The sequence below is a fragment of the Salinimicrobium marinum genome (genome assembly GCF_014651535.1).
In the GTDB taxonomy this organism is placed as follows: Bacteria; Bacteroidota; Bacteroidia; order Flavobacteriales; family Flavobacteriaceae; genus Salinimicrobium; species Salinimicrobium marinum.
In genome coordinates this window covers 15,134-36,387 of record NZ_BMXB01000015.1, presented here as the reverse complement: position 1 = coordinate 36,387, position 21,254 = coordinate 15,134, and the positions used below count along the sequence as shown (strand labels likewise).

At 39.7% G+C, this 21,254-nt stretch carries 15 protein-coding genes; 14 read left to right on the top strand and 1 reads right to left on the bottom strand.

Annotated features, from left to right (window positions below):
• Positions 1–2,397 (top strand): GumC family protein, encoded by a 2,397-nt coding sequence (locus IE056_RS14855; RefSeq protein ID WP_189605514.1) that lies wholly within the window; start codon positions 1–3, stop codon positions 2,395–2,397.
• Between the two features lie 60 nt (positions 2,398–2,457).
• On the opposite strand, the gene IE056_RS14850 is transcribed toward IE056_RS14855, so the two are convergent.
• A complete protein-coding gene (locus IE056_RS14850) occupies positions 2,458–2,739 on the bottom strand; it encodes a hypothetical protein (RefSeq protein WP_189605513.1) in 282 nt (93 codons plus the stop codon).
• 407 nt (positions 2,740–3,146) lie between these two features.
• Here IE056_RS14850 and IE056_RS14845 point away from each other — a divergent pair, with 407 nt between their 5' ends.
• The 13 genes from IE056_RS14845 (at position 3,147) to IE056_RS14785 (ending at position 21,151) form a co-directional block, all read left to right on the top strand.
• Positions 3,147–4,619, top strand: coding sequence for an oligosaccharide flippase family protein (locus IE056_RS14845; RefSeq protein ID WP_189605512.1), 1,473 nt, complete (start codon positions 3,147–3,149; stop codon positions 4,617–4,619).
• A 90-nt stretch (positions 4,620–4,709) separates the two neighbouring features.
• Entirely contained in the window at positions 4,710–5,294 is a 585-nt protein-coding gene (locus tag IE056_RS14840; RefSeq protein WP_189605511.1) for an acyltransferase, read from the top strand.
• 171 nt (positions 5,295–5,465) lie between these two features.
• Entirely contained in the window at positions 5,466–6,437 is a 972-nt protein-coding gene (locus IE056_RS14835; protein WP_189605510.1) for a Gfo/Idh/MocA family protein, read from the top strand.
• Between the two features lie 112 nt (positions 6,438–6,549).
• Positions 6,550–7,902, top strand: a complete 1,353-nt coding sequence (locus IE056_RS14830; protein WP_189605509.1) for a glycosyltransferase family protein — start codon at positions 6,550–6,552, stop codon at positions 7,900–7,902.
• Positions 7,899–9,035 (top strand): glycosyltransferase family 4 protein, encoded by a 1,137-nt coding sequence (locus IE056_RS14825; RefSeq protein WP_189605508.1) that lies wholly within the window; start codon positions 7,899–7,901, stop codon positions 9,033–9,035. Before IE056_RS14830 ends, IE056_RS14825 begins: the two co-directional genes overlap by 4 nt.
• A complete protein-coding gene (locus IE056_RS14820) occupies positions 9,032–10,069 on the top strand; it encodes a DUF354 domain-containing protein (RefSeq protein ID WP_189605507.1) in 1,038 nt (345 codons plus the stop codon). The genes IE056_RS14825 and IE056_RS14820 overlap by 4 nt, the downstream gene beginning before the upstream one ends.
• 62 nt (positions 10,070–10,131) lie before the next feature.
• Positions 10,132–11,280, top strand: coding sequence for a non-hydrolyzing UDP-N-acetylglucosamine 2-epimerase (gene wecB, locus IE056_RS14815; protein WP_189605506.1), 1,149 nt, complete (start codon positions 10,132–10,134; stop codon positions 11,278–11,280).
• Positions 11,281–11,318: 38 nt separating this feature from the next.
• The gene (locus IE056_RS14810) at positions 11,319–12,386 is read left to right on the top strand and encodes a sugar transferase (protein WP_189605505.1); all 1,068 of its coding nucleotides are present in this window, start codon (positions 11,319–11,321) and stop codon (positions 12,384–12,386) included.
• Between the two features lie 294 nt (positions 12,387–12,680).
• On the top strand, positions 12,681–13,466 hold the full coding sequence (locus IE056_RS14805) for a polysaccharide biosynthesis/export family protein (protein ID WP_189605504.1): 786 nt from the start codon (positions 12,681–12,683) through the stop codon (positions 13,464–13,466).
• A 4-nt stretch (positions 13,467–13,470) separates the two neighbouring features.
• A complete protein-coding gene (locus tag IE056_RS14800; RefSeq protein WP_189605503.1) occupies positions 13,471–15,891 on the top strand; it encodes a GumC family protein in 2,421 nt (806 codons plus the stop codon).
• 421 nt (positions 15,892–16,312) lie between these two features.
• A complete protein-coding gene (locus IE056_RS14795; RefSeq protein WP_189605502.1) occupies positions 16,313–17,722 on the top strand; it encodes a capsule assembly Wzi family protein in 1,410 nt (469 codons plus the stop codon).
• A gap of 353 nt (positions 17,723–18,075) precedes the next feature.
• Complete coding sequence (locus tag IE056_RS14790) at positions 18,076–19,539, top strand: capsule assembly Wzi family protein (protein WP_189605501.1); 1,464 nt, start codon at positions 18,076–18,078, stop codon at positions 19,537–19,539.
• Positions 19,540–19,747: 208 nt separating this feature from the next.
• On the top strand, positions 19,748–21,151 hold the full coding sequence (locus IE056_RS14785; RefSeq protein WP_189605500.1) for a capsule assembly Wzi family protein: 1,404 nt from the start codon (positions 19,748–19,750) through the stop codon (positions 21,149–21,151).
• Positions 21,152–21,254: the final 103 nt, after the last annotated feature.

Here is a 21,254-nt window from a genome sequence, read left to right as displayed (position 1 = left end):
ATGTCACAAAACCCTACCCAAACCCGTCCCCGTCCACAGGAAGAAGAAATTAACCTACGGGAGGAGTTGTCGAAATACCTGCGCCACTGGCCCTGGTTTGTAGCGGGAGTTATCATCTGCCTTTTTGGTGCTTTTATGTACCTACGCTATACTACTCCTATCTATAACACCAAAGCCACCGTAATTATTAAGGATGAAAAGAACGGCAATATGCCTTCGGAAATGTCGGCGTTTGCAGACCTTGGAATGCTGGGCAGCATGGGAACGAATTCCATTGAAAATGAGATTGGAATCCTTCGTTCTGAGCGCTTAATGACCAACGTTGCCAGAGAGCTAAATCTCCACATCCGGTACTTTAAAAAAGGAGAGGTTCGTACCACAGAACTGTTTGCCAATAAACCTTTTAAAGTGCAGATCCTTGCTTTTGATGCAAAACGTTTTGCTGAAATTGAGGAAAAGGAACCTTTGATTTTTACAATTACTTCAGATTCCACTTATACGGTGGAAATGGAAGCCTCTGGTTTCAGTAAAAAAATGAATTTCGGAGAAGCTTTAAACATACCGTATGCACAGCTCTCTGTGACGCCGGTCTTTGAAAATACTTCTGCAATAACCGTGGGAGAACCTGTTGAAGTTAGTATTACTACCTTAGACAAAGCTGCTATTGCTTATCAACAAAAAATCCAGGTAAACCTCACAGATAAAAATTCAAGTCTTATCGAGATAAGCCTTCAGGATCCTGTAAAGGAAAAAGCCCGGCAAATCGTGGACCAGTTGATCTTTGAATATAATCAACAAGCCATTGCCGATAAAAATCTGGTTTCTTTAAATACCGCCAATTTTATTGAAGACAGGCTGGAGATTATTACCCGCGAACTGGATTCAGTAGAAACTGGTAAGGAAGAGTTCAAAAAAGAGAATCAGCTAACAGACATTGAAGAAGAATCAAAGGTGTTTATAGAAAATGCCAATGACTTCAGGAACAGGCAACTCGAAGTAGAAACCCAACTGGAACTGGCAAATACAATGATCGACTACCTGAAATCTGACAATGAAGGATTGCTACCCGCCAACCTTGGTTTCCGGGAAGAGGGTGTGACCAATGTTATTCAGTCATATAACCAACTGGTGCTGGAAAGAGACAGAATCCTTGCCGGCTCCACTCAGGACAACCCTATTATTGTTAACCTCAACAACCAGATACAGCAAATCAAGGCAAATGTACTGCAGAGTCTAAATAATATGCGCACATCTCTTCGTATTGCCCGTAATGATCTCAATGCACAGGAGGCGAAAATTGATGCGCAGATTGCTGGCGTACCCTCCAAAGAAAAACAGTTCCGGAATATTGAGCGCCAGCAGAATATCAAAGAAGCCCTGTACCTTTACCTGCTGCAAAAGCGTGAAGAAACTTCTCTTTCCCTGGCGGTAACTGCACCCAAAGCCAAGATCGTGGATGTGGCAAGGAGCTCTGAAGAACCTGTATCACCCAAGACAAAGATCATTTATCTTGCAGCGCTCATTCTAGGTTTAATTATACCTTTCCTTATAATTTATCTAAAAAACCTGCTTAACAACAAGGTGCACAGCCGTAATGATATTGAGAATATACATGCAGGTATCCCTATTCTTGGGGAAATCCCAAGACTTGGAAAAAACACCACTGAGTTAATCCAGGAAAATGACCGCTCCATTCTGGCAGAATCTTTTAGGGTCCTTCATAACAATTTACGTTATTTATTGCTTAACACCCAGGCAAAGACCGGGGGTAATACTATCCTGGTTACCTCGTCTATTAAAGGGGAAGGAAAAACATTTACTGCATTTAATCTAGCGGTAACCCTTGCCAATAACAACAACAAAGTGCTGATTGTAGGAGGGGATTTAAGAAACCCACAACTTCAGCGGTTTGAGCAGGAAAGCAAAAGATACCAGGGAGTGAGTGACTATCTTATTAGTGATGAAGTAAAGCTTACTGCACTTATCAAAAAATCTACGCTCCACAAGAACCTCGATCTGCTTGCCTCGGGAAGCATTCCTCCTAACCCATCTGAACTTCTGGGAAGGGAAAAAACAAGAAAAATGTTTGAAGAGCTTGAAACCATGTATGATTATGTAGTTATTGATACGGCTCCTTCAATGCTTATTGTGGATACATTCCTTATTAATCAATATGCCGATTTAACTCTGTACGTAGTGCGCGCAGGTTTAACAGAGAAGGATTTATTACATTTCCCTGTTGATGCTATAAACGAAGGAAAGCTAAAAAATCTCGGATTTGTAATTAATGATGTAGATTCAGCAAATTACGGATATGGAAATAAATATGGATACGCATACGGGCAGGAACAGGCAGGTTTTTGGAAACGCCTGAAAAACAGAGCTGCTATTTGGTAGCGTAATCTCTGTAAATTCCTGGCTGTGAGCTATCAGTTCTCATAAGTCAGTTTAGAATTTTCAATTGAACCATGAGGTGAACAAAGAAATCCACTCTTTTACATGTAAAGGAGTGGATTTTTTGATTTGTAACGATCTGCTTTTTCCCGTTGACAGCCCCGAGTCCGCTCCTTTTTCACGACGGTTATTAACGGAATCTCCCTGTCCTGTCACACTGGGCCCGCCCTTTTTTCGTAGCGGAATAGTAGAATTGTAAAACAGAGTACACTCCATAGCAACCTGCACTGGTTTCCATAAGTGCTTCGACGAATCTCCTGCGGCGGCTCCAATGAGATATACCATACCTCTTCTTTTCAGGCGAGAGCCTTTAGCTCCAGCTATTTGAAACCGTCCTATCCTATCAATTAACTTCAAAAAGATAAACCTCAACGGAATTAACACAATATTCACAACACACCCAATTCAAGAGCCTCATCGCCAGCACCTAATTTCAAGGCACCCAATTTTTTAACAACTTAAGCAATAAATTTCCCTTCAAATAGTTTCTTAAAGAAAAGTGAAAATTTATATTTGCGCCTCAGCAGAAGGCTGCAAATTTCAACTAATTAGCAGTATCGGGGAATTTGAAAATGGGACTCACGGCGGCGGAGCCGTGAAAAAAAACACCATCCCCAATACAAAAACTAGCCCCAGAAAACTTTAAAGCCTTTAACCATCAGAAAACCAGCCTTAGCAGGCATTTTCAGAATTTGAAAGACAGCCATTCATCACAAGCCTTTTGGGTAGTCATTGCCAGTTTAAGCTCTGTAAGTATTGCAATAGTGAGTGCTGCAATCCTGTCTAGATATTTCGGAAAAGAAGAATATGGTACTTATAAACAAATCATCTATGTTTATAATACTCTCCTGGTAATCTTTACTGCCGGGTTGCCAAAGGTCTTTGGCTATTATTTGCCCCGGTTTAATCTTTCCCAGGGTAAATCCGTAGTAAAAAAGATTAACCGTTTTCTGTTTCTAACGGGTTTTCTGTTTTCTGCATCCCTGTATTTTGCCGCACCTGTAATAAGCAGATTATTAAAAAACCCAGAGCTTACCGAAGGTTTACAGTTGTTCTCCCTGGTCCCGGTAATGCTGGTGCCAACTCTGGGAATAGAAGGAATTTTTGCTGCATACAGAAAAACGAGGTTTATTGCCCTTTACAATACACTATCCCGCCTGTTAATGCTAATTTGTATAGTGGTTCCGGTTATCTTTTTCAATGGAGGTATAATGGCCGCGGTTTATGGATGGGTTTGTGCTTCCTTTATTACCCTCACACTGGCGCTCTTCTTTAAACAAATTCCCTTTAAAAATATTACTCCTGAAAAAGCTGACATTTCCTCCAAAGAAATATTCGCTTACAGTTTCCCAATAGCCCTGGCCAGTTTATGGGGAATTCTCATTAAAGCTGCCGACCAGTTCTATATAAGCAGGTATTTTGGAGCTGGCACCTTTGCTGAATTTTCCAATGGATTTATAGAACTACCCCTCGTAGGAATGGTAACCTCAGCTACCTCTGTGGTACTCATGCCGGTTTTTTCGAAGATCGTACACGAAGAGGGGAACAAGAAAGAAATGATCAGGGTCTGGAAAAGTGCATTATATAAGTCGGCCATTCTTATTTACCCTTTCGTAATCTTCTTTCTGTTTTTCGCCAACGAGATCATGATTCTCTTATATTCTGAAGCTTATAAAGGTTCGGGCATTTACTTCCAGGTTAATATGTTTCTGAATATTTTTAATATTATCCTGTTTGCTCCCTTACTTTTTGCTATGGGAAAAACCCGGTTTTACGCACGTATGCACATGTGGCTGGCACTAGTAATTTGGGTGGCGGGATATTTTGTAATCCAGTGGTTTAACTCCCCTGTTGCCATTGCAATTCTTTCTGTGGCCCTTGCAATTTTCAAGATTAATATTTTCTTATATTTTATCGCAAAGTTCCTGGGGATAAAAGTTAGAGATCTGGTACCGGTAAGATCTATTATGCGCATCCTTGCCCATACAACCTTATGCATACTAAGTGTATATTTTGCTTTAAGCTTTTTTAGCTGGAACTCTATAATAATGAAGGTTCTGGCACATGGCATCCTTTACGGCATGTTACTCTTGTTATCCTCGAGTCTATTCCGGCTAAACTACATTCAGTTTGCCAAACCTCTGCTGCAAAAGTTTTCAAAATAACCACTTCAGAAGTTGACGTTTTTTTTACTTCTGAAAATTTAAAACAATGGCTCGGGAAGGTTTTCCCAAGAATAGTAACCATCAATAAATATGATAGCTCAAAATTACTTTTCCCATCCAACAGCTGTAATTGATGAAGGTTGTGAGATCGCAGAAGATGTGAAAATATGGCATTTCTCTCATATCATGCCCCACTGCAAAATAGGAAGCAGGTGCAACATAGGTCAAAACGTAGTTATTTCTCCTTATGTAGTGCTGGGAACCAATGTAAAGATTCAGAACAATGTTTCAGTATATACCGGGGTAATTTGTGAAGATGATGTTTTTCTTGGACCTTCAATGGTTTTCACTAACATCATCAACCCCAGGAGCGCTATAAACCGCAAATCGGAATACCAGTGTACCCACGTTAGGAAAGGAGCTTCTATAGGGGCTAATGCGACCATCATCTGCGGAAATGAGATAGGAAAATACGCCATGGTAGGTGCTGGTGCTGTGATTACGAAACCTGTACCAGATTATGCCCTTGTTATTGGAAATCCGGCAAGACAGACTGGCTGGGTAAGCGAATATGGACATAAACTAAATTTTGGAAACGATGGCATTGCAACCTGCCCGGAAACCGGTGAAGTATATACATTAACACATAACAAGGTAGAAAAATCAGATATCTGAACTCACCCAGCTATTACCTCTCACTAAATCACGATTAACCAACCCACGATGAGCTTTACCACCTTAAATAAAAAAATAATTTCTTCGAGGAATGTTCCTTTTATTTCACCAAAAATAGAACTCACTGAAGATGAGATCAGTCAGGTCTCTAATCTTAAAAATATTTATCAAATGAAAAATTTCGCCCTGATAGGAGCAGCAGGTTATATTGCGCCCAGGCATCTTCAGGCAATTAAAGCAACCAATAACAACCTGATTGCTGCACTGGATAAATTTGACTCTGTAGGCATTATAGACAGTTATTTTCCCGATGCAGATTTCTTTGTTGAATTTGAGAGATTTGATCGCCACATAGAAATGATTAGCAGAGAAAAAAATGTACAGCTGGATTATGTAAGCATCTGTACTCCTAATTATTTACACGATTCCCACATACGTATGGCGTTAAGAAGAGGAGCAGATGCTATTTGTGAAAAACCCCTGGTGCTTAATCCCTGGAATCTTGATGGTCTTGCTGCAATCGAAAAGGAAACCGGCAACAAGATCAACTCTATTCTCCAGCTAAGACTACATCCTTCCATTATAGCGCTAAAAGACCAGGTTATGAATGGACCAAGGGATAAGATTTATGACGTAGACCTCACTTATTTAACCTCCCGGGGTCACTGGTATTATGCTTCCTGGAAAGGAGACCGTGAGAAATCTGGCGGAATTGCCACAAATATTGGGGTCCATTTTTACGACATGCTTTCCTGGATATTTGGAGACTTACAAAAAAACGTGGTACATGAGCACACGCATGATCGTGCAGCGGGTTACCTCGAATATAAACAAGCCAGAGTCCGGTGGTTCCTCTCCATCAACTATGACACTATCCCTGCAGAAATAAGAAACACCGGCCAACGTACCTACAGATCGATAAAAGTGGATGGAAATGAAATTGAATTTAGTAACGGATTCACAGATCTACACATAACCAGTTATAAGGAAATCCTTAAAGGAAACGGATTTGGACTGGAAGATTCAAAACCCTCCATCGAGTTGGTTCACGACATAAGAAATGCAGCTATCACTTCTTTAAAAGGGGATTACCACCCTTTCGTAAAACTGCCACATTCCAAACATCCCTTTGTATCATCCTAAAGTGTAACCTCAATTTTTTTTAGAATTCATGATTTTTCCAGGAGGTTTTAAGACTTTCATACCAGTTAAAAGGAACGGGTACTATCACCGCAATCTTCCATAACAGCTAGCCATGTCTACAAAAAAAATACAGGATCAGACCAATTTCCTAAAGGTCTTTGGCATAGCTATCCTATTTTACCTATTCTTTGGAGTATATAACCTCAAGGCCATGGGTCTTGACCGTTATATTTACCTCATGAACCTGGTCGCACTTTTAAGCATATACTCGGCTATTTTTGTTTTCATAAGATCGGAAGTCGTCAAAGTGAAGCCGCTGATCCTGACTACTTTTGGTATTTCACTGGTTTTTACGATTACTAACATTATTCTTTACAAGGAATTTTCAACAGCAATTTTTGAATATACCGGTTCAGATTCGGTATTTTACCATGAAACGGCAGCCTTTCTATCAAACGGAAACATTGCAACAAACCTGGACAATTTTTTAAGACTCACAAGATTCGGATATGATGATAGTGGTTTCCTGCTATACCTGGCTGTTATCTACAAAATCTTTGAGGAACCTCTTATTGTACGGCTTTTTAATGTCCTCATAAATTCAGCCACCGTTTATTTTCTTTACAGAATTGCCCGTCAATTTCTGCCGCAGAAGTTATCCATCCTCAGTGCACTGATATTCGGGATATCTTCTTTTAGCATTTACTACCAGTCCAGCGGATTAAAAGAGACATTGATGCTGTTTATCATCACCCTTAACTTTTTCTCCTGGTACAGGATGAGGAAGCCGGGTAACAAAAAATATGTAATTCTATTCCTGGCCACCCTTGTTTCGATCCTTTTCTTTAGAACGGTACTGGTTGCTTTTCTCGCCTGCAGCTACGGAGCCTCTTTTTTCTTTAAAATAAAAAGTAATGTTCTCAGAGTCCTTTTTGCTATTGTGCTCCTGGCAATATTTTTAGGAAGTATCCTATACCTGGAGCTTATTAACGTAGAACGTTATCTCAACGCCACCAATATGGCCACCACGGATAGGGAGACTCATTCCGCCAGCATATTCAACCGAATGGCTGCTGTCCTTGCCGGGATTTTTGGGCCTTTTCCGTCTTTTATTCCGTTAGGCGATAACAGGGATACCGTTATGCATGCCCCCAGTCTTATCCTGAAGGTATTTTTGAGCCCCTATTTTTTTTACGCCATTTATATAGCTTTGAAGAATAAGTTCAGGGAACTTTACCCCATGTTATTATTTTCCCTCTGCCACATTATAAGTCTATCATACCTGGTGCACACCTTTAAACTAAGAAATCAGTTTCCGCATCTTCCTTTTTTCATCCTTTGTGCACTGGTTGGTTACTACTATCTACATAATTTAGAAACCAAATCAAGTAAAAGGAACCTTATAGGAGCCATGCATATAATTTTGATTCCGATTATTTTCTTCTGGAACTATTTAAGAATATGAAAACCAACATTAAAAAAGTCGCTATTGTTTATCCCTATCTCCCGGCTTATCGAATTCCTTTTTTTGAAAAGCTTGAAAGAGAATTGGAGGAACATGGTATTGAGCTAACAATTTATTCCGGTACCAATCTGGGGCAGAAGAAGGTAAAAGAAATTTCTTCCTCAAGCCTGAAGATAAGCAAACAGCAAAGAGCAGGATTTTCCATTAACAAGTTCCAGGTTCAGTGGCAAAAGGGTTTGCTTCGTGAGGTTTCCAGGGACAATCCTTCAATGTTCATTTTTATGTATAACGCCGGAATTTTAAATTATTCCCTGTTAATGCTAAGCTTGTCCCTGCATAAAATACCATTCTATATCTGGACCTCCGGGCATAAAAGGTTCGGTCTCTCCACCTCTCAACACAAAATAAAAGACCGCTTTAAATCGATGGGGATCAACAGGGCTTCCGGAATTATTTCATATAGCTCCTACTATAAAAACCAGCTCGAAGAAAGCGGCTACAGTCCAGAGAAAATATTTGTCGCCCAAAATACTGTTAACGTCGAAAATATTATCCAAAAATATCCCTTTTCAGAAATAAAAAGAACTTATGAAACGGTGAAATTTCTTTTTGTAGGGAATGTGATCGAAACAAAAAGCATCGATAAGGCACTGCACTGCTTTAAAAAGATCAAAGAGCAGGGATACAATTTTCAATTTGATGTGGTAGGAGAAGGATATCATTTACAGACTCTAAAAGCACTATCTGCAAAACTAGGGCTTCAGGAGCAGGTGAATTTTCACGGCGCAAAATATGGAGAGGATGCAGCTGCCTTCTTCCTTATTTCGAATGTTTTCTTGCTACCAGGGACTGGCGGACTTGCCATTAATGAAGCCATGGCTTATGGACTTCCCATTATAACCACCCCGGGTGACGGAACCGCTCATGACCTCGTGAACAAGAACGGATTCTTACTGGACTTCAACTTCCCTCCCGAACAATTGGAAGATGCTATTTTCTTCTTTCTTAAAGCAAAACCCCAGGAGTTCAGGAAAATGGAAGAACAGAGCGTGCATCTCATTAAATCCCATTTCCTGCAGGCTAACATGGTAAAAGGTTTTATGGCTCCCATTCTTAAAGAATTGAAAACTTGAGGGTATTTATAGATATAGGGCATCCTGCCCACGTTCATTATTTCAAGAATCTCATCTTCAAATTTCAACGGGAGGAGATCCCTTTCCTGGTTACCGCCCGCAACAAAGAGGTAGCTCACAAGCTGCTGCAAGCGTATGGGATTCCATTTGCTTCCCGCGGAACAGGGAATGATGGTTTGCTAAAAAAGCTGTTTTACACAGTCGGGGCAGATCTCCAGCTTTTAAAACTTGCCCGCGAATTTAAACCTGATGTATTCCTGAGCTTTGCCTCCCCCTATGCTGCACATGTAGCAAAAATAATGGGAAAGAAACATATTGCCTTTGATGATACGGAAAATGCAACTCTCGCCCACAGGTTATACCGTCCCTTTACAGACGTTATCTACTCCCCTTCCAGCTATAGTGGGAAATATCATAAAAGACAGGTCTTCTTTAAAGGCTTTATGGAACTTTGTTACCTGCATCCAAAGGTCTTCACCCCAGACCCCTCTGCTCTAAAGCTTCTGGGACTAAAAAAGGGAGCTCCCTTTGTGATCCTGCGGTTTGTATCATGGAACGCGAATCATGACATTGGTCATGAAGGTTTGTCCCTACAGCATAAAATTAAAGTGGTAGAAGAATTATCTCATTTTGCCAGGGTGTTTATTACCTCAGAAAGTACACTTCCAGCCAATCTTGAACCATATCGAATTTCCATTCCCCCGGAAAAGATGCATGATATTTTAGCTTTTGCCAGTTTATTGTATGGAGAGAGTGCCACCATGGCTTCGGAATGTGCCATGCTAGGAGTACCATCCATTTATCACGACAATGTCGGCAGGGGTTACACCACCCAGCTGGAGAATGAATACGGATTGGTTTTTAACTTCGACGAATCTTCAACAGGAGAGAAAAAAGGATTACAAAAAGCCATACAGCTGATGAAAAATTATGACCGTAGTCTATTCCTGAAAAATAGAAATAAAATTTTACAGAATACCATTAATGTAAACGCACTCATGGAAGCCAGTATCGTTACTCCAAAAAATTCTTAAATAATAAAACTTTCAATGATGTTAACAGCAGAAATGCCTCCAACACTTAAGAATAATTCCAAATGAAAATAATTTCAGTGGTGGGCGCACGTCCCAATTTCATGAAAATAGCTCCCTTTATAAAAGCTATCAAAGACCACAATCTCCAGGCATCAGAAACTATAGATCATATTCTGGTACATACCGGGCAACATTATGATGACCGTATGTCCACTGCCTTTTTTGAAGCGCTCGAAATTCCACCGGCAGATATCAACCTGGAGATAGGATCTGGCAGCCATGCAGAGCAGGTGGGAAATACGATGATCGCATTTGAAAAGGTACTTCTAGAAGAAATGCCCGAGTGGGTTGTAGTGGTTGGAGATGTAAATGCCACCCTGGCTTGTTCTGTAGCAGCCAAGAAACTACATATTAAAGTTTGCCATATTGAAGCCGGCCTGCGCTCGGGGGATATCAAAATGCCTGAAGAAGTGAACCGACTGGTGACAGATCGACTATCGGACTTGTTGCTTACTCCCGACCGTATATCTATAGAAAACCTGAAGCAGGAAGGCACTTCCCCCGAAAGAATCTCTTTTGTGGGAAATATTATGATAGATACCCTGGAAACACACCGGGAAAGAGCTGCTGCATATAGCATCAATGAAATCATCGAAAACAACCAACTGGAAGGTTTTAAACGGGAAGTAGGGAATGAAGACTATGCAGTTGTCACCCTCCACCGTCCGTCTAATGTGGACGAAAAAGAAATTTTAATTCCTATTGTAAATTTCCTTCTGGAGGAGGTAACAACTGAAATGCCCATATTGTGGCCTGTTCACCCGAGAACCCGAAAAAACCTTGAAGATTTTGGACTTTGGGAAAAGATCAGTGAACACCCCGAGATGATCATGTTGCACCCTTTGGGCTATCATGAAATGCTCCGGTTAAATATGGAAGCAAAAATCATGATCACTGACAGTGGTGGCCTTCAGGAAGAATGCACCATTCTTGGAACACCATGTTTGACCCTCCGCTGGAACACCGAAAGGCCCATCACCTTAAAAGAACATGGGGGAGCCAGCGTATTGGTAGGCAACCATATTCAGAAGATTAGGGAAGAGTACCTAAAAACCCTTACTTCTGAAAAAAAGGTCGTGGTCCCGGAACTTTGGGATGGGAAAACCGCCCAAAGATGTTTAGATGCCATCCTGAATTTCCAAAGCGAATAAAACTTTTCAACATCATTCAACCAAAAATAACTTTTAGCATGTTTGCTTCCCGATTACCTCTGGAAAATTTAAGTGCTCCGGAAAAAATTCTTTTCGAGGGAATTGAAAAGGAGGTCATGGATTTTATTTCCAAGAAAATTTATTCTGAAGGAAATCCTTGTTTTATTTCATCTTTTGATTACAAAGAGATCGATTCACTTCAGGGAATATCCTCACCTCTTGTAAATGTTCATAAAGTAAATGACGCCCGATACCTGAACAAATTTTTTGAAACCATAAATGCTAAGCTTCCAGAGGGCGGAATTTTCGTCGGAAAGGTAGAGGAATATAATTCCAGGAAACTTCGCCTGGGGCAAAGAAACCCAAAAGCCCTGCTTTACATTACCCTGCCCGGAGACATTTTGTTCAATAGGGTTTTCCCCCGGCTAAAATCTACCAGAAAGATCTACTTTGCTTTAACAAAAGGCAAAGGAAGGGTGCTGAGCCGTGCTGAAACCTTCGGAAGACTGTATTCCTGCGGATTTGAGGTTATTGATGAAAAAGAAATCAATAATGAATTATACTTTATAGCGCAAAAAATCAAAGCACCTTATTTTGACACTTCCCCCAGCTACGGACCGTTTATAAAACTAAGGCGGGTAGGAAAGGATGGGAAACCTATTAACGTCTATAAGCTCAGAACCATGCATCCATTCTCGGAATATCTGCAGGAATTCATCTTTAAAAAAAATGAGCTGCAGGAAGGAGGAAAGTTCAAAAACGATTTCAGGATCTCCAGAGAAGGCAAAATCTTCAGAAAAATTTGGCTGGACGAACTCCCCATGATCATCAATCTAATCAGAGGAGAGATGAAGATCGTTGGAGTCCGTCCTTTGAGCACACAATATTTTAATCTCTATACCAAAGAACTACAGACCAAAAGAACAAAAACCAAACCTGGACTGCTTCCCCCTTTTTATGCAGACATGCCCAAAACGCTGGAGGAGATCATGGCTTCAGAAATGAAGTACCTCGAAGCTTATGAAAAAGCGCCTTTTCAAACAGACATGAAATACTTTTGGCTCGCGGTGAAAAGCATTTTATTTAAAGGAGCTCGCAGTAATTAGTTGATAACCAAATTCTGAAAAATTCGGAAGCCAAGGCTAGTAAACATCATCCATACAACTAAGTACAATAGTATTTATCAAAACTTTACAGGTTAAACAATCATCAAAACATAGAAAATCACTTTGAACCTTGGGGATCATTGGCTTCAGAATTAAGGAATAAGGTACGCCACTACCTTATGCTAATAGCCTAAATTTCAAACATGAACCTCAGTTTTTGAATCAGAATTCATGGACAAAAAGTATTGTTAACTATTTCTTAAAACACTATATTCGCGCCCACAAAAATTTCTCATGAACAGCAGTTTACGCCTTCCACTCCTTTTGGGATTCATTACCTTATTATTGTCCTCTTCCTGTGTTTCAAGAAAGAAGATGGCTTACTTTCAAAACCTCCCGGCTTTGCAGACGGAGGTCGATGCCTCCAGGACCAACCTGAAAATGAAACCAAATGACCTGTTAACTATCACCGTATCTGCCGCAAATATTGAAGCTGTACAGCCATTTAATCTGCCGGTCACCTCCGCTCCAAGATTGGGAGATGTTGGAGGAGTATCGGGAAATATGCAATTACAGAGCTACCTGGTTGACAGCGATGGGAATATCGAATTTCCTGTCCTTGGAACGGTTCAAGTTGCCGGACTAACACGACAGGAACTGGTAAGAAAATTTAAAGTAGAAATCTCCAGATATGTCCAGAACCCTATTATCAACATTAAACTGGTCAATTTTCAGGTAACTGTATTAGGGGAAGTCAATCAGCCGGGAACTTTTACGATACCCGATGAACGAATAAGCCTTTCCAAAGCCCTTGGGATAGCCGGAGATCTCACAATTTACGGTCGCAGGGATAACGTGATGATCCTTAGGGAAACGGGAGACACCAAAGAATATAAGTACGTGGATATCTCCAGAAGCGATTTCCTAAATTCAGAATATTATTATCTACAACAAAATGATGTGGTTTATATAGAACCTAACCAGGCCCAGATCCAGGGTGCAAGCTATAACAGGAATGCATCTGTGTACATCTCCATTGCCTCCGTTTTGATCTCCTTGGCCATTCTGCTTACAAATTAATACAATGTTACAGCACAGCAACACACCCCAACCTCATGAAGAGGAATTAGAACTCAATGAGCAATTTAGTACATACCTTAAACGCTGGCCATGGTTCCTAACCGGGCTGATTGTTTGTATCACTGCGGTTATCTTGTACCTGCAATATGCCACCCCCGTGTATCATACAGTAGCTACACTTATTATTAAGGATGAACAGGGAAGCAGCGGCGGGCCTTCTGAACTTGCGGCTTTTACAGATATGGGTGGGCTCTTTGGAGGAATGGGCACCAATTCCATTGAAAATGAACTGGGAATGTTTCGGTCCAAAAAACTTATTACCAGTGTAGTACGAGATTTAAACCTTAACATTCGTTACTTTCAGGCAGAAAGAATTCCTGAAAAAGAAGTATTTACTAAAAAACCTTTCTACCTACAGGTGCTGAATTTGGATGAGGCTGTTCTATCTCAGCTTATTGAGGAAGCAGAAGAAAATATTTCCTTATATATAAACCTTACCTCGAATACTACCTATACGATAGAAAACAGAGAGACAGGCTGGAGGAAAGAAATGGCCTTTGGAGAATCTTTAGATCTTCCCTATGCCAAAATTTCCGTAATGCCATTTACAGCAAATGAGTTCTCTCAACTAGGATATGAAGGCGCATTCAGAGTAGAGTTCTCAACCATTGAAGATGCTGCAACAGCGTATAGAAATGAAATCCAGGTAAATCTCACCGAAAAGAATTCAAGTCTGATTGAAATTAGCCTAAACGATCCTGTTAAAAATAAAGCGCAAAAAATTCTTGACCGATTGATTCATCAATACAATCTTGAAGCCATTGAAGATAAAAATTTAGTTTCCACCAATACTGCAGGATTTATTGAGGACCGTTTGCAGATCATTACCCAGGAACTGGATTCGGTAGAAAGCGGAAAAGAAAAATTTAAAAAAGAAAATCATTTGACAAACATTGAGGAGGAATCAAAGCTCTTCATCGAAAATGCCAGTGAATTCAGAAAGCGCCAGCTGGAGGTGGACACCCAACTGGAGCTGACGAACACCATGATAGATTATTTGAATAATAGTAATAAGGATGGATTGCTACCTTCCAATCTGGGTTTTCAGGAAGAAGGAGTTATTTCGGTCATACAGAGTTATAACGCTTTAGTTCTGGAGCGGGATAGGATAATGGCGGGATCAACTTCAGAGAACCCGGTCATTGTGAACTTGAACCACCAGATAGAACAAATTAAACAAAATGTGCTACAGAGTTTGCATAATCTACGCACCTCTTTGAAGATTTCCCAAAATGATTTAAACGTACAGGAAGCCGGTATAGATAGTAAGATAGCACAGGTACCTTCCAAAGAGAAGGAGTTTAGAAATATTGAGAGGCAGCAAAATATTAAAGAAGCACTTTACCTGTTTCTGCTGCAAAAACGGGAAGAAACTTCTTTATCTCTGGCTGTAACCGCTCCCAAAGCCAAAATAGTCGATGCGGCCTACAGTATAAAAGATCCTGTTTCGCCAAAGCCTGTCATTTTAATACTTGCAGCACTGATCCTGGGGATACTCGTTCCATTTCTAATTATTTACATAAGAAGCATTATGAATAATGCGATACAGGATAGAACCGATATAGAAAAAATAACCCGAGATATACCAATTGTTGGAGAAATTCCAAGGTTATCGAAAAAGGAAAGTGAAACAATCACCACTAATGATAGGTCGGTCCTTGCAGAATCATTCAGGATTCTGCATACTAACCTGCAGTACCTTTTGGCAGGTACCCAGGAAAAAGAAGCGGGAAATAGCATCTTTGTGACCTCTACAATTAAAGGAGAAGGGAAAACTCTCGTATCCTTTAATTTTGCACTAACTTTAGCAAACACCGGCAAAAAAGTCCTGATAGTTGGGGCCGACCTACGAAATCCACAGCTACAACGGTTTGAAAAAGAAGCAAGGCAACTGCGAGGGGTAAGTGATTACCTCATCAATAACAAATTAAATTTACAAGACCTGATCACAAAATCGAGCTTCCATCCAAATCTGGACATGCTTGCTTCAGGGACCATTCCTCCTAATCCCTCTGAGCTTTGGAGAAGTAAGAAAACTGCCACATTATTTCATGAACTTGAAAGCATGTATGACTATGTAGTAGTAGATACTGCCCCTTCCCTATTAGTCACCGATACATTTCTTATTAATCAATATGCTGATCTCACCCTTTATGTTTCTCGAGCAGGTTACACCGATAAGAAGTTACTGCGGTTTGCAGTAGATGCGAAAAAAGAAGGAAAACTCACCAATGTAAGTTTTGTTCTAAATGCCGTGGAGTCAGGGAATTTCGGATATGGCAACAAGTATGGCTATGCTTATGGCGAAGAGGAATTAAGTTTTTGGAAAAAGATTAAGTCCAAAGCAGCTTTCTGGAATTTATAAACTCCAAAAAAGCTGCTCTGGATTTTCCAGTTATTCTGGTCACGGGTATAAATAGGAAGAGGTAAAATAAAAATTAAGTTTTCTTTTATTACTGCTTTTTATAATAGCTTTTGACGGTAAGTCGAAAACGATGATGAAAAGATCATCCTTTAATTTTGTTTAAATCGGATCTCCTGGAGGATCATTGAAACGCCTGATTAAAAAAACCTTCTGCTGAACTTTTCAACCCTCTTTAATAACCTTCAATATTTAAGATAGAATTAAATCTTAGAGCTGCAACATATGGATTCCCAACGTGCATGGAAAAGTGTTAAGAAAAGATTGTTATCCATCACTACTTTTGCCAATGATATAGGCAGTTGTATTCATGATTGCAAAAAGCTGCCATTCTAGTTGTTACAATATATCCCCCTCAAAATATATGAATTTTCGACATGTCCCATTTATCCTGCTATGTTTTATTTTCATAAATATTAATGCTTTCTCTCAGCTTTCAGAAAACAATATCCAATCAACTGCAACTCCAAGTTCGAAATTTATTTTTACTGGAGAGGCTAATGTCAAGGGGTATGCATCAACAAGAGATCAACTCCCTTTTTGGATGTTTCATAATCAGCGAGGACGAATCTCTGAGGATACCAGATTGGCTACTTGGGTTTCGGGTAAAGCTACCTACAATTTTCAAAATAATTCCAGGCTAGAAATTGGTGCCGGGATTCTGCTCCGGGACGGCATAGGAAAGAAATTTATTACAGATGAATTATTTGCGAGTTATTCAACTTCCTTCTTTCAGGTTACCGCCGGAAGGAGACAACTTCCTAAATTATATAATGGACTGAGTGCATCGAATCAAAGCCTTCTTTGGTCGTTAAACGCCCGCCCCCTTCCAGGTGTGCTGCTCAAAACAACACGTCCCATATTCCTACAAAAGAATTTTGGTTTTGAGGCTTCCTGGGGAGAATATTTTTTTGAAAAGGAACGATTTACCAGTAATGCCCGGCTTCATCATAAAAGTTTCCATTTGGTCTACAGCTCCTCAGATCGCAGCTTCAAAATTAAAGCAGGACTGCAACATTTTGCTCAGTGGGGAGGAAAATCCATAGAGCTTGGACAGCAACCAGAAGCCTTTGAGGATTATTTACGAATTGTTGCGGGAAGTAGTGGCAACGATGGCGCTACCGGAAGTGATCAGAACAACGCTCTGGGAAACCATCTAGGTGGATACGAATTATACTTTAGTAAAAATTTTAGTAATTTTTATGCAGAGCTGTTTTACAATCATATTTTTGAGGATGGTTCTGGACGTCGTCTGGGAAATACCCCGGACGGTCGTTATGGCCTTTTTATCTCCTTAAAAGAACCTATCTCGATATTTCAGTCCTTCATGTATGAGTTCTATTCGACCCATCACCAGAGCCATACCACAAGTGGAGTATATAAAAATGATAATTATTTCAACAACACAGGGTACCGATCTGGATGGACGTATTATAACAGAGTTATAGGTGCTCCATTTTTTACCGTTGACGTCAAGGAAAAATTACATATTATTAATAATAAATTCACAGCTCACCACATTGGAATAGGTGGAAATTTACTATTTTTTAATAGTTCTCATCCTTATAGAGCACTATTAAGCTATGCCCAAAATGATGGCAGACGCGACCAACGATATCATCCAAAACAAGATGTATTTTCTGTACTCTATGACATAAACTTACTTCAATTAGAACAGAAAAAAATAGATGTAAGTTTCCAGATAGGCATGGAGTATAATACCTATTCTTCCCCAATTTATGGTGCAGGATTAAATGCGGTATATAAAATGTAAATAAATGTATACTATATTTTCGATCAACTATTTCTACTCCTGAGATCAATCTTGCCTCTTACGTCCTTTACTTCTACCTCCTTGATTCCAGCTCCTCCGAGAGGATTTAAAAAATAAACTTCTTTAAATTCGCACAACTCGTATACCTTAGAAAAGAACTAACCCTGCACTTAAACAGTGGCTGTCCATCAAATTAATCTTCGTACCAGCTTTTTGAGGTAGGTTTCTGCAAAATCAACTTTCCAACATAGATTTTATAAGAATCTTTCCCTACATTTTAAAACTCTCCATCTAAAGACTTTACGAAGTATTAAAATGTCAAATCCTAAAAAATTTAACATTGAAGACAAAATGTGTTAAAATTTCTTATTTTTGAACATGTGATTTTTTATTATGCTAAGCTTCCAACTTCCATGAGACTATGGACTTTTTCAATGCTCTTTTTATTAGTATTATTTAAATATAATGCAGGATATGCACAACACAATAAAGCGGAAGAAGAGCTACTATCTCCATTGATGTATTACTTAGAAAAACAGCCTTATTCTCTGGAGTTTACATTACAAGGTCTATCTTACTCTAGACAGGAACTGCCATTTTGGATGGAACATAATCAGCGCGGTCGAATTTCTAAAAATACTTCAGTATTAGGTACATTATCTGCTAAAGCTGTCAGTTTTGTTTCAGATGAAAGTAGTATAATTTATGGCACAAACATTCTTTATCAAGATGCGGGGGCACCGGGAATTCAACTCGATGAGATTTATGCACATTATCAGGATCTTAATTTTTATGTCACGGTCGGAAAAAAACAGCAAAGGGAAGTTCTTCAGGGTTTAAGTGCTTCTAACGGCAATATGCTTCTGTCTCTTAACACCAGAGCAATTCCCGGGGTACAAATTGGAAGCACCTCTCCTTTCTATTTCACAAAAAAGAAAGTCTTTGGTCTTGAGGGAAGTTGGAATGAATATTTTTTAGGAGACAGCAAGCATTCAGAAAATGTACTTCTACATTATAAAAAATTTGGCGCAGTACTTCAGCTAAATGGATGGGATTTAAAAGCAGGAGTACAACATATGGCACAATGGGCGGGTACATTGAACCATAGTGGAGAACAACCTTCGGGGTTTAATGATTATTTACAGGTTGTTCTTGGGAGTGAAGGAACTACAAAGAATGCTCGAAACCAGTTAAAATCTAAAGGAAACCATCTCGGAATATACGAGTTCCACCTTGGTAAAAGCTATAAGTTTTTCAAATTACAGTTCTTTTATAATCACTTATTCGAAGATATCTCTGGTCGGCGTTTTGAGAATTTCCCCGATGGTCGTTATGGATTTTATTATGAGGCTTATAATCCTTCGCAGTTAATAAATGCCATCATTTATGAATTTTATTATACCCAACATCAAAGCTACACCGCCAGCGGATTCCATAAGTATGATAATTATTTTAATAGTAATACCTACCGTTCTGGATGGACTTATAAGAACAGGGTTATTGGCACACCGTTTTTTACGGGGGATAGTAATGAAAATGGAATAATTAATAATAAATTCACTGCACATCATATAGGAATAAGTGGGGAATTAGGGAACTACTTTCAAAAATATCCTTATAAACTCCTCTTAAGTTACGCGAAGAATGAGGGAGTTTACAGTAAAAGATATAGCCCCGAAGAAAATGTTTTTTATGGGCTATTCGATATAAACCTTCTGCAAAAAACGATACACTTAAACTTTCAGTCAGGAGTAGAATTTAACAATACAGCACCCCCAAATTTTGGTGCCGGTATTCGCTTAATGTATAAACTGTAATCTAACCAGGTGTTTCCTTCACAGATTTTTTAAGCTTATCCGTTAAAATAATCTCCCAAAGACATCTTGTTTGGATAATGTCATGCAAGAGTGTCCCTCTCGTATTAGGCCATTATTCATGTGAAACCTATTAAATTTCTCTCACTTCATAAGTTTGCCTTTCAACCTTATTCCTTACTTTTGCGCAATCCATTCCAGAAGGAACCTTATGAACATCAAACTTTTTCCTCTTTACCTGTTGTTTATTTTATGTAGTGCTAAAGCTTTTTCACAGCTCACGAAAAGCGAAGAGGAATTAATAGCTCCTTCTTTAAGTATGTCTCATGATCTTGACTATTCGCTGGAATTAAATTTAAAAGGATTGGGTGGTACCCGGGAACAACTACCTTTTTGGCTTTATCACAATCAGCGCGGAAGGATTTCGGAAAATACATATGGATCAGCATGGGTCAGCGGTAAAAAGGCGTTGTTTTTTTCCCGCAATAGTTATCTCATAATTGGCGCCGGAATTCTATACGACCAGGGATCGGACAAGGGAGTTCAAATAGATGAACTTTTTGCTCATTATCAAAACTCCTGGATGTTTGCGACTCTGGGGCGAAAGCAGCAAAAGGAATATTATAATGGATTGAGCTCCACCAACAACAGTATTTTCTGGTCCCTTAATGCCCGTCCTATGCCCGGCATTAGAATTGGAACCACCAAACCACTTTTCTTCTCCGGAAATGAAGGTTTTGGGGCAGAGGGATCCTGGAATGAATACTTAATGGGGAATGACCGCTTCGTAAAAGGTGCAAAAACCCATTATAAGGAACTACGTCTGGTTTACAGAAAGGGCAGCTGGGAAGTCAAAGGTGGATTACAACATATAGTCCAATGGTCTGGAAATTCACCAAGACATGGGGATTTACATGGAGGTTTTGAAGATTATTTACGGGTTATTTTTGGATTGGAAGGAACTGAATATACAGAAGGAGAGATCAACACAGTTTTAGGAAATGTACTTGGAGGGTATGAAGCCTATGTTTCGAAAGAGTTTCGGGACTTCAAACTTCAGTTTATTTATAATCATCTTTTTGAAGATGCCTCTGGTCAGCGATTGGGAAATACTCCCGATGGTCGATATGGTTTGTATTATGAAAACAATGAAAAAGAGCGCTTGATCAATTCTGTCATTTATGAATTTTATTATACCGAACATCAAAGTCATACAACAACTGGCGTACATAAATACGACCGATATTTTAGCCATGGCCTTTACCGTTCTGGTTGGACATATGAAGGCCGGGTAATAGGTTCCCCCTTCTTCACTCCCGATCCTGGCGGAGAGGGATTTCTTAATAATAAATTTAAAGCTCATCATTTAGGAATTGGAGGAGAATGGCCGAACCTTATTCATACGATCCCTTATAAACTACTTCTTAGCTACGCTCGAAACGATGGTACTTATGCCCTAAGGTACCGCCCTAAACAAAATGTCTATTCCGGATTACTGGATGTGGGGCTCCTACGGACCTCCATTGATTTAAATGTACAGGCAGGAATAGAACTCAACAATACGGCTTCCCCGAAATTTGGTGCCGGTCTGCATCTGGTGTATAAGTTGTTGTAATTGTAACTTGACTACAGAATGATGTGGCGACGTGAAGGTTAAAGCTACCTTGCTTTTTGTTGTTGTGAATTTGTCGCAATAGCTAAAAAGTTCCTTCCATAGA